Origin of the sequence: Burkholderia sp. Tr-20355 (genome assembly GCF_017104685.1) — a bacterium.
Classification (GTDB): Bacteria; Pseudomonadota; Gammaproteobacteria; order Burkholderiales; family Burkholderiaceae; genus Burkholderia; species Burkholderia seminalis.
On record NZ_JAAGPK010000097.1, the window covers coordinates 21,676 to 32,438 of the forward strand.

The 10,763-nt window shown below is 66.8% G+C and carries 10 protein-coding genes; 9 read left to right on the forward strand and 1 reads right to left on the reverse strand.

Features of this window, described 5'->3' with window-relative positions; genetic code table 11:
- Nucleotides 1–32: 32 nt before the first annotated feature.
- The 3 genes from G3N62_RS22625 (at nt 33) to G3N62_RS22635 (ending at nt 3,304) form a co-directional block, all read left to right on the forward strand.
- Nucleotides 33–953, forward strand: coding sequence for a LysR substrate-binding domain-containing protein (locus G3N62_RS22625; RefSeq protein ID WP_034187745.1), 921 nt, complete (start codon nt 33–35; stop codon nt 951–953).
- A 226-nt stretch (nt 954–1,179) separates the two neighbouring features.
- Entirely contained in the window at nt 1,180–1,962 is a 783-nt protein-coding gene (locus G3N62_RS22630) for an ABC transporter substrate-binding protein (RefSeq protein ID WP_034187744.1), read from the forward strand.
- Nucleotides 1,963–2,188: 226 nt separating this feature from the next.
- A complete protein-coding gene (locus G3N62_RS22635; RefSeq protein ID WP_034187743.1) occupies nt 2,189–3,304 on the forward strand; it encodes a succinylglutamate desuccinylase/aspartoacylase family protein in 1,116 nt (371 codons plus the stop codon).
- A gap of 135 nt (nt 3,305–3,439) precedes the next feature.
- Here the strand turns inward: G3N62_RS22635 and G3N62_RS22640 are convergent, their stop codons facing one another.
- Nucleotides 3,440–4,246 carry a MetQ/NlpA family lipoprotein gene (locus G3N62_RS22640; RefSeq protein WP_034187742.1) on the reverse strand — a complete coding sequence of 269 codons (807 nt, stop codon included), beginning with the start codon at nt 4,244–4,246 and terminating at the stop codon, nt 3,440–3,442.
- 308 nt (nt 4,247–4,554) lie between these two features.
- On the opposite strand from G3N62_RS22640, the gene G3N62_RS22645 reads away from it, so the two are divergent.
- The 6 genes from G3N62_RS22645 to G3N62_RS22670 all read left to right on the forward strand — a co-directional run.
- Nucleotides 4,555–5,712, forward strand: coding sequence for a porin (locus tag G3N62_RS22645; protein WP_034187741.1), 1,158 nt, complete (start codon nt 4,555–4,557; stop codon nt 5,710–5,712).
- Between the two features lie 206 nt (nt 5,713–5,918).
- Nucleotides 5,919–6,179 carry a DUF2866 domain-containing protein gene (locus tag G3N62_RS22650; RefSeq protein WP_011548992.1) on the forward strand — a complete coding sequence of 87 codons (261 nt, stop codon included), beginning with the start codon at nt 5,919–5,921 and terminating at the stop codon, nt 6,177–6,179.
- 124 nt (nt 6,180–6,303) lie between these two features.
- Nucleotides 6,304–6,696 carry a DUF6232 family protein gene (locus G3N62_RS22655; RefSeq protein WP_034187740.1) on the forward strand — a complete coding sequence of 131 codons (393 nt, stop codon included), beginning with the start codon at nt 6,304–6,306 and terminating at the stop codon, nt 6,694–6,696.
- A 196-nt stretch (nt 6,697–6,892) separates the two neighbouring features.
- Nucleotides 6,893–7,120, forward strand: a complete 228-nt coding sequence (locus tag G3N62_RS22660) for a hypothetical protein (protein WP_049034581.1) — start codon at nt 6,893–6,895, stop codon at nt 7,118–7,120.
- Between the two features lie 235 nt (nt 7,121–7,355).
- On the forward strand, nt 7,356–9,626 hold the full coding sequence (locus G3N62_RS22665) for a TonB-dependent hemoglobin/transferrin/lactoferrin family receptor (RefSeq protein WP_049034582.1): 2,271 nt from the start codon (nt 7,356–7,358) through the stop codon (nt 9,624–9,626).
- A gap of 49 nt (nt 9,627–9,675) precedes the next feature.
- A partial coding sequence (locus G3N62_RS22670; protein ID WP_206141301.1) for a ChuX/HutX family heme-like substrate-binding protein occupies nt 9,676–10,763 on the forward strand: 1,088 nt, incomplete at its 3' end.

The following is a 10,763-nucleotide window of genomic DNA, read 5'->3' on the forward strand; positions in this document are numbered from 1 at the left end:
TCGCCCCCTTTCGCGCCAACCGGACCCGACCGATGACCCGCATCCGCAACCCGCTGAACATCGCGCAGCTCCAGGCGTTCGTCTCCGCCGCGCACCTCAAGAGCCTGCGCGCCGCCGCGCGCGAACTCGGCGTCACGCAGCCCGCGATCACGCACACGATCCGCGAACTCGAAACGGCGCTCAACGCGGAGTTGCTCGCGCGCAGCGTGCGCGGCGTCGAGCTGACCGCATGCGGTCACGCGCTGCTGCCGCGCGCCGAGCAGCTGCTCGGCGACATCCGCCGCACGGTCGAGGCCGTCGAGCAGGTGAAAGGCGAGATGTCGGGGCGCGTCGCGGTCGGCACGATGCCGTCGATCGCGCTGACCGCGCTGCCGCACGCGGTGACGGCGTTCCGCCGGTCGATGCCGAACGTGAGCCTCCATCTGGAGGAAGTGACGGTGCCCGACGCGCTCGCGCAGCTGCGCAACGGCACGCTCGACATCGCTGCGATGCACCATGTGCCCGCGCTCGACCGCGATTTCACGCAATCGCCGCTGCTGTCGACCGAATTCACGATCGTGATGCGCGACGGCCACCCGCTCGCGCATGCGCGCCGTTTAGAGGAACTGCTCGATGCCGAGTGGATCGTCACCGTCGGCGCCGAGCAGTTTCCGCACAGCGTGATGGTCGGGATGTTCGAGAAGCACGGGCTGCCGCTGCCGAAACGCCTGCTGCGCTCGCCGATGTCGTTCGCGGTGACGCTCGGGCTCGTCGCGCGCTCCGACGTGATCGGCTGCTTCACGCGCCCGCTGGCCGCGATGGTCGCCCCGCTCGGCATCCGCACGGCCGAACTCGACGAAAGCATGCCGCGCTTCGACTTGTCGATCATCGCGCGGCGCGACCTGCTGCCCACACCCGCCGTGTCGCAATTCGTCACGTGCCTGCGGCGCGCGGTCAACGAAACGCTCGGCTGAATCGTTCCTGTGTCTGAAACGGCGGCGCCCGCAACGCGCCGCCGCCGGGCCCGGTATCGGGGCTTGTCCTAGGCGCCCTGCCGGTATTTTGTCTTGATAATCTTGCGCACGTCGCGCACCCGCATCGGGTGGGCGAAACGGACTGTCCGACGCGAAGCCGCGGCGGACCGAAGGCTTACGGCGCGGCACAACCGCGCACCCATCGAACAAAACGAGGAGTCACCGAGTGAAAAAGATTCTTGCGGCTGTGACCGTTGCCCTGCTCGCCGTATCGGCAGGCAGCGCGTACGCGAAGGACTGGTCGACCGTGCGGTTCGGCGTCGACGCCAGCTACCCGCCTTTCGAATCGAAAGGCGCCGACGGCAAGGTTGTCGGTTTCGACGTCGATCTCGGCAACGAAATCTGCCGCCGCATCCACGCGAAGTGCGTGTGGATCGAAAACGACTTCGACGGGATGATCCCGGCGCTGAAGGCCCGCAAGTTCGACGGCGTGCTGTCGTCGATGTCGATGACGCCGGCGCGTCAGGAACAGATCGCCTTCTCGGCGAAGCTGTTCAACACGCCGACGCGCCTCGTCACGAAGAAGGGCACGGGCCTGATGCCGACGGCCGAATCGCTGAAGGGCAAGTCGGTCGGCGTCGAGCAGGGCACGATCCAGGAAACCTACGCGAAGACGTACTGGGCGTCGAAGGGCGTGAACGTCGTGCCTTACCAGAACCAGGACCAGGTCTACGCCGACCTGATCTCCGGCCGTCTGGACGGCGCGCTGCAAGACGCGGTGCAAGCCGAGATCGGCTTCCTGAAGACGCCGCGCGGCGCGAACTTCGACTTCGCTGGCAAGGACATCGACGATCCGAAGACGCTCGGCAACGGCGCCGGTATCGGCCTGCGCAAGGAAGACACCGACCTGAAGGCGAAGATCGACGGCGCGATCGCCGGCATGCGCAAGGATGGTACGTACGACAAGATCGCGAAGAAGTACTTCGATTTCGACGTCTACGGCAAGTAATACGGCCAGCCGGCGCGCCGCGCGCCGCGATGAAACGGGCTCCGCGAGGAGCCCGTTTTTTTTTGCGCGCGCGGGTTGGGCGACGTTATTTTTTCCGTACCAAACCGATGATTCGCAAGGAAAATCCGCGCGTTCCGGTACCGGTTTGATGGCGACGACGCAGGCAACGTACAATCGTCCTTCCACGCACACCGGATCCTTCGCGGCTGCGCCGCACTCCCCCATCATGCAAACGCAGACCCATCCGCTGATTTCCCCCGCCGTCGGCACCGAACGCCAGATCACGAGCTTCCACTACGGCCCGCGCGGCGGCAAGAAGGTCTACATCCAGTCGTCGCTGCATGCGGACGAACTGCCCGGCATGCTGGTCGCCACGCTGCTGCGCCGCAAGATCGCCGCGCTCGAGACGGCCGGCAAGCTGCGCGGCGAAATCGTGGTCGTGCCCGTGCCGAACCCGATCGGCCTGTCGCAGCACGTGTTCGGCGATCACCTCGGCCGCTTCGAGCTCGGCTCGATGCAGAACTTCAACCGCAATTTCTACGATCTCGCGGCACTGGTGCTGCCGCGCGTCGAACACCATCTCACGAACGACGCGCAGCGCAACCTCGTCGCCGTGCGCGCCGCGATGCGCGAAGCGCTCGACGAGCAGAAGCCGCGCACCGAACTCGACTCGCAGCGCCTCGCGCTGCAGAAGCTGTCGTTCGACGCCGATATCGTGCTCGACCTGCACTGCGACAGCGATGCGGTGATGCACCTCTACACGAATCCCGACCTGTGGCCGGACGTCGAGCCGCTGTCGCGCTATCTCGACGCGCAGGCGTCGCTGCTCGCGCTGAATTCGGTCGGCAACCCGTTCGACGAAATCCACAGCTTCTGCTGGTCGGATCTGCGCAGCCGTTTCGGCGACCGCTTCCCGATCCCGAACGGCGCGATTTCCGTCACGGTGGAACTGCGCAGCGAACGCGACGTGTCGTACGAACTCGCCGAAAAGGACGCACAGGCCATCGTCGAGTACCTGACCGAACGCGGCATCGTCGACGGCACACCGGCGCCGCTGCCGCCGCTCGCGCATCCGGCCACGCCGCTCGCGGGCACCGATCCGCTTGTCGCGCCGGTATCGGGCGTGATCGTGTTCCGCACGCCGGTCGGCGCGATGATCGAGGCGGGCCAGGCCGTGGCCGACATCGTCGATCCGCTGACCGATCGCGTCGTCACGCTGAAGAGCAGCGTATCGGGCGTGCTGTACGCGCGCCAGATCGTGCGCTTCGCGACGGCCGGCATGGAAGTCGCGCGCGTCGCCGGCGCGACCGCGATCCGCACGGGTTCGCTGCTGTCGGCCTGAGCGCGCGGCCCGCGCGCCGGGCCACGGCGCGCAGCGCACGCACCAACGAAATCGCCCGCTTGCGCGGGCGATTGGCTTTCCGGAGGGCACGTCGGCGGCCGGCGACGGCCGCCGGCCGTTCGGCATGAAGACCGTTCAGAATGCCGGCACGATCGCGCCGCCGAACTTCTGGTCGATGAACTTGCGCACGTCGTCCGATTCATAGGCCGCGACGAGCTTCTTCACCCACGGCTTGTCCTTGTCCTGCGCACGCACCGCGATCAGGTTCGCGTACGGCCCGCGCAGGTCCTCGATCGCGATCGCGTCCTTCACCGGCGTCAGCCCGGCCTTCACCGCGTAGTCGGTATTGATCGACGCGGCATCGACGTCGGGCAGCGCGCGCGGCAACTGCGCGGCGTCGAGTTCGACGATCTTGATCTTCTTCGGGTTCTCGGCGACGTCGAGCGGCGTCGCGTTCACGCCGTTCGTGCCGACGCCCGGCTTCAGCTTGATCACGCCGTACTTCTGCAGCAGCAACAGCGCGCGATTGCCGTTCGACGGGTCGTTCTGGATGCCGACCTTCGCCCCCACCGGCAAGTCCTTCAGGGACTTGAGCTTCTTCGAGTAGAAGCCCATCGGCGCCGTGTAGGTGAGCCCGACGTTCACGATCCTGTAACCGCGCTGCTTGATCTGGCTGTCGAGGAACGGCTGGTGCTGGAAGCCGTTCGCGTCGAGGTCGCCCGAATCGAGCGCCGCGTTCGGCTGCACGTAGTCGTTGAATTCGATGACCTTGATCGCGAGCCCTTCGCGCGCGGCGACCTTCGTCACTTCGGTCCAGATCTGCGCGTCGGGGCCGCTCATCGTGCCGATCTTCAGCGTTTGCGGATCGGCGTGCGCGCCGGGCGCCGCGAATGCCAGCGCGGCGGCGAGTGCGCCGAGGCCGGTCAGGATCGAACGTCGCATGGTGTCCTCTTGTCCCGTGTCGTTTGTTGGAGCACGGATCGTGACACGGGGCCCGAACGCGACAAACCAAGCTTATTTCATGTGCATATTCCGGATCGGGATCGATTCTCTGCCGAAATCGGTATAACCCCCGCTGGCCAACCCGGGCAGAATTCGGTGTCGCATCGGCGCCACACATTCTTCATATGACAGTCGCTGTCATATTCATTACGTGCCCCGCCGATAAAGTTGCGGCCGGTCCGTGAAAGCGCCCAGAGAGAGCGCCGGAACCGCAACTGGACACGCCATTTATTCGCTCGGAGAATCCTTTGAACAAGAAACTGTTGACCATCGCCGCCCTGGCAGCAACGGCCGGCACGGCGCACGCACAAAGCAGCGTGACGCTGTACGGCGTCATCGATGCCGGTATCAGCTACGTGAACCACAGCAAGACCGCCAACGGCGGCACGGGCAAGCTGTTCAAGTACGACGACGGCGTTGCCCAGGGCAGCCGTTGGGGCCTGCGCGGCACCGAAGACCTCGGTGGCGGCCTGAAGGCGATCTTCGTGCTCGAAAACGGCTTCAACAGCGGCAACGGCACGATCGGCCAGGGTGGCGCGATCTTCGGCCGCCAGGCTTACGTCGGCCTGAGCCAGTCGCAGTACGGCACGGTCACGTTCGGCCGCCAGTACTCGTTCTCGACCGACATCCTCGGTTCGAACTACTCGACGGGCGGCAACACGGTCGCGGGCAACTACGCGTACCACGTGAACGACATCGACCAGCTCACGTCGAGCCGCATCAACAACGCCGTGAAGTTCCAGAGCGCGAACTACTCGGGCTTCACGTTCGGCGCGTTGTACGGCTTCTCGAACTCGACGGACTTCGCGGGCGCACCGGCCACGACGTCGGGCACGACGACGACGGCAGGCTCGTCGCGCGCATACAGCTTCGGCCTGAACTACGCGAACGGCCCGGTCTCGGTCGGCGCCGCCTACACGGACATCCGCTACCCGAGCCAGTCGTCGCCGGCCTTCTCGACGACGATCGCGAACCTGAGCACGGGCAACGTCCGCGACCTGCGCACGTACGGCGTCGGCGGCCGCTACGTCTGGGGGCCGGCAACGGCATGGCTGCTGTGGACGCGTACGCAGTTCTCGACCGTTTCGGGCGCGGGCGGCACGTTCTACAACGCATACGAAGCAGGCGCGAAGTACGCGTTCACGCCTGCCCTGTCGGGCGGCCTCGGCTACACGTACACGAACGCGACGCAGAACGGCAATTCGTGGCACTGGAACCAGGTCAACGGTATCGCCGACTACGCACTCAGCAAGCGGACGGACGTGTACGGCCTGGTCGTGTACCAGCAGGCTTCGGGCAAGGGCGTGCAAGCGCAGATCGGCTCGAGCACGAGCTACTTCAACACGTCGGGCACGGGTTCGAAGAACCAGATCGCCGCCCGCATCGGTATCCGTCACAAGTTCTAAAGCGTCCGCTTAACTCGCGGATCACGACGGCAAGAAGCGCCCCGCTCCACGCGGGGCGCTTTTTTATGGGCTTTTAAGTTTCGCTTAATTCTGGGCTGAGACGATGCTCTCACCCCCCCTGTTGGCCGCCTGAGCATCGGCGGCTTTTTTTTTAAATGCCGACGGCGCCGCCATCGATTGCCCACAAGACAGGATCGGAGGCCATGATGATCGAAGATACCGTTTTCAGCCATCTGCACGCGATTCTGACGTGCCAACACTCGCTGCCGGTCCAGAGTTGCCGCGTCTCGGTCGAAATGCAGCGCCCGTGGGGCCGACCGTATCGGCTCGTCGAATGGACGATGCATCTCGACGCCCCCGCACGGCGCCAGATCGTGCCGGCCGAATCGACCGACGAAGAGATCGCCGAGGTCGTCGCCTCGCACGTGCCGGGCCGCCTTTACGGCGACGGCCGGCTGCAGTTCTGACCGCGCTCCCGCGCCACCCGCGTCCCGCCTGTCGGCCGCGCCGCACGCATCGTGCGGCAGTCGGTCTCGTTTGACGCGGCAACGAAACCTGCTACGCTGCGCGTTTTCGTCCACGCAACACACGATGGAAAACGCATTCAACGAACGTGGCGTCATGGTCACGCGCAACGGCCTGTCGGCCGCCGGGCAGGTATTCGCACTGCGTGACATCCGTCACGTCGATGTCGTCAAGATTCCCAAGAACCGCCTCGTTCCGTCGCTGATCTCGCTGATCGGCGCGGCCATCGCCGTCGCAGGCGGCATCGGCGCATCGAGCGCCGCGCTCGTCGTCGGCGTGATGCTCGTCGTCGTCGGCTACCTCGCCTGGGCCACGCAGGACATCACGTACCGGCTGATGGTCGAGATGCCCGACGGCAAGCGCGAAGCGCTGTCGAGCACCGACGCCGCGTTCGTCGAACGCGTCGCGCAGGTCGTGCGCGATGCACAGGCCGCCAGGACCGCCACTCCCGCCAACTGATCCCCTTCACGCGGCTGCACGCTTCGATTCACGGTTGCCGGACGCACGCGGTGCGTGCCGGCACGTGTCGGCACGTGCGGCTGCCTCGGCGAACCGTATTCCCGCACGTCATCGCCCGCCCCGCGCCTGCGCCGCGCGCGCCGACCGCCTAGTATGGAAGGAGCGGCGCGCCGCCGCATCGTCCGAGGAGGCCAGCATGAACGTCCAGTCGCTGTCCGGCACGCTTCGCGCGCAGGAATTGCTGATCGTGTCGATGATCCGCGCGCTGCCCCCTGACGCACGCCGCGCGCTCGTCGACCTCTACACCGAACAGATCGTCTTCGCCGAACAGGCCGGCCTCGACGTCCACAGCGATCGCGCGACGCACGAAGCGTTCATCGCGCACGCGCGCAACCTGCTGATCCGCATCGAAGCGCTGGCCTGACCGGCGCGCGCACGGCTCCCGAAAGGGCTGCCGCGGCGCGTGCGAGCCGCGCACGCGAGCGCTCACTCACGCCGCCTTTCGTCCTTGTATTGATAATAATTCTCATTTACACTGGTAAAGTTGTCAGTTGCCTTTCAATTCGCCGTTTGCCGCCTGCCGCGCGCAAACGGGCCAGCCAGGTGAACGCGTCACCCAGCCAGCCTTCGGGCTTGTTATCGTCAATGGGAGACCACCTGTGCATTGTTATTCGCTGGCGCGGCGGCCGATCTGTGCCGCGCTGTTCGGCGCGTTCGGCCTGTCCGCCGCCACGGCTCACGCCGATTCGTCGCCGCAAGGCGCCAACCCGCCTTCCGCCGTCCTCGTCGCCGCGTCCGCGCGCGGCGACGCGGCGCTGCTCGACCCCGTCACCGTCACGGCCACCCGCACCGCCACCGCCGCGAGCCGCACGGCGGCATCCGTGTCGGTGATCACCGACGAGGATCTCGAGGAACAGCAGGCCACCAACATCAAGGATGCACTGCGCTACGAGCCCGGCATCACGGTGCGCCGCACCGCGTACCGGCCGGGCAGCGCCGCGCTCGGCGGCGGCCGCGACGGCGATTCGAGCATCAACATCCGCGGCCTCGAGGGCAACCGCGTGCTGCTGATGGAAGACGGCATCCGCCTGCCGAACGCGTTCTCGTTCGGCCCGCTCGAAGCGGGGCGCGGCGACTACGCCGACCTCGACACGCTCAAGCGCATCGAGATCCTGCGCGGGCCGGCATCGGCGCTGTACGGCAGCGACGGCCTGACCGGCGCGGTGAACTTCATCACGAAGGACCCGCGCGACCTGCTGTCGATCTACGACAAGCCGTACTACTTCTCGTTCCGGCCCAGCTACGACTCGGCCGACCGCAGCATCGGCGCGACCGTGTCGGCCGCGGGCGGCAACGACCGCATCCAGGGGATGATCATCGCCGACGGCCGGCGCGGCCACGAAGTCGATACGCGCGGCAGCAACCATTCGGCGAGCACGCTGCGCACGACGTCGAACCCGCAGGACGTCTATTCGGAATCGCTGCTCGGCAAGCTCGTGCTGACGCCCACCACGCGCGACACCGTCAAGTTCACCGCGGAAACGGTGCAGCGGCGCGTGAGCACCGACGTGCTGTCGGCGATCAACCCGCCGACCACGCTCGGCCTCACGACCCACGACCGGCTCGAGCGCAACCGCTTCAGCGTCGACTACGACTTCCGCGACGACGCGTTCCGCTGGTTCCAGACCGCGCACCTGCAGTTCTACTACCAGGACGCGAAGCAGGACCAGTACGCGTTCGAGACGCGCGGCGCGCCGCTGAAATCGCGTTCGCGCGACAACCAGTACCGGGAACGCACGTTCGGCGGCTCCGCGTTCGCCGAAAGCGGCTTCGCGACCGGCCCGTTCGCGCACAAGCTGCTGTATGGCGTCGACGGCAGCCTGTCGCGCGTGACGAACCTGCGCGACGGCACGGTGCCGGGCGTCGGCGAAGCGTTCCCGAACAAGGCGTTCCCCGACACCGACTACACGTTGTTCGGCGCGTTCGTGCAGGACCAGATCGGCTACGGCCGCCTGCTGGTCACGCCGGGCCTGCGCTTCGACACGTACCGGCTGAGCCCGACCGAAAACGATCCGCTGTTCACCGGCAAGGCCGTGTCGACGAGTGCGAACGAACTGTCGCCGCGCGTCGCCGTGCTCTACGAGATCACGCCGGCCGTCATTCCGTACGTGCAGTACGCGCACGGCTTCCGCGCGCCGACGCCCGACCAGGTGAACAGCAGCTTCTCGAACCCCGTGTACGGCTACACGTCGATCGGCAATCCGAACCTGAAGCCCGAGACGAGCGACACGTTCGAAGCCGGCCTGCGCGGCAAGGCCGGCACCGGCTACGGCGTCGTGCGCTACAGCGCGGCCGCGTTCACGGGCCGCTACCGCAACTTCATCTCGCGCACGACGATCGCCGGCGCCGGCCGGCCGTCGGACCCGTTCGTGTTCCAGTACGTGAACTTCGCCGACGCGCGCATCCACGGCCTCGAAGGCCGCGCCGAATGGGTGATGCCGAACGGCATCACGCTGAAGACGGCGATGGCGTTCACGAAGGGCTCGACGCAGAACGACGGCGCGGCCAGCCAGCCGCTGAACACCGTCAACCCTTTCTCCGCCGTGTTCGGCGTGCGTTATGAGCCGAGCGAGCGCTGGTTCGTGCAGACCGACCTGCTGTTCCAGGCCGCGAAACGCGACAAGGACGTCGACAAGTCCGATTGCTCGAACAAGGCGTGCTTCACGCCGCCGTCGTCGTTGGTCGTCGACCTGCGCGGCGGCTACCGCTTCAACAAGCACGTGAGCGCGACGATCGGCATCCGCAACCTGTTCGACCGCAAGTACTGGAACTGGTCGGACGTGCGCGGCATCGCGGCCGATTCGCAGGTGCTCGACGCGTATTCGTCGCCCGGCCGCACGGTCGCCGTCAGCATGAAAGTGGATTTCTGATGCGCATCGCCCGCGCACCCACCCCAACCGCTACTTGAAGGAGTCCGACATGATGCAATCCGCCCTTCCCGGTCAATCGGCCGGCCCGGCCCGTGCGGCCGCCGCGCTGCGCGACGCATTCATCAAGCTCAAGACCGAGCGTCAGCTGCGCAACCGCGACGTCGCCCAGGCGCTCGGCGTCAGCGAAGGCGAGGCGCTTGCCGCGTTCGTCGGCGAGCACGTCGTGCGGCTCGACGCACGCTTTCCGGCGATGTTCGAGGAAATGCCGCGCCTCGGCCGCGTGATGGCGCTCACGCGCAACGATACGGCCGTCCACGAGAAGGACGGCGAATATGCGCAGATGAGCCACGACGGCCCGGTCGGCCTCGCGCTCGGCGACATCGACCTGCGCATCTTCTATCGTCACTGGGTGTCGGCGTTCGCGGTGCGCGACGAAACCACGCACGGCCCGCTGAAGAGCCTGCAGTTCTTCGACGCGCAAGGCCATGCGATCCACAAGGTGTACCTGCGCGCGCACAGCGACCACGCCGCGTACGACGCGTTCGTCGAACGCTGGCGTGCGCCGTCGCAGGAGCCGGGCCTCGACGTCGCGCCCGCCGCACCGAAAACACCCGAGCGTGCCGACACCGAGATCGACGTCGCGGGCTTCCGCGCCGCGTGGGAAGCGATGACCGACACGCACCAGTTCTTCGGCATCACGCAGCGCTTCGGCGTGAGCCGCATGCAGGCGCTGCGTCTCGCCGAGCCGCACCATGCATATCCGGTCGAAACCGCGCATGCGCTGCGCCACGTGCTTCAGCAGGCGGCACAAAGCGGCCAGCCGATCATGGTATTCGTCGGCAACGCGGGGATGATCCAGATCCACACGGGTCCCGTCGCGAACGTGCGCGAGGTCGGCGCATGGATCAACGTGCTCGACCCCGGCTTCAACCTGCATGTCCGCGAAGACCTGATCGCCGCCGCCTGGGTCGTGAAGAAACCGACGAGCGACGGCATCGTCACGTCGCTCGAACTGTTCGACCGGCAGGGCGACCACGTCGCGCTGCTGTTCGGCGAACGCAAGCCGGGCAAGGTCGAACGCGACGACTGGCGTGCGCTCGTCGCGACGCTGCCGGCGGCCGCACGCGGCCGCGCGCT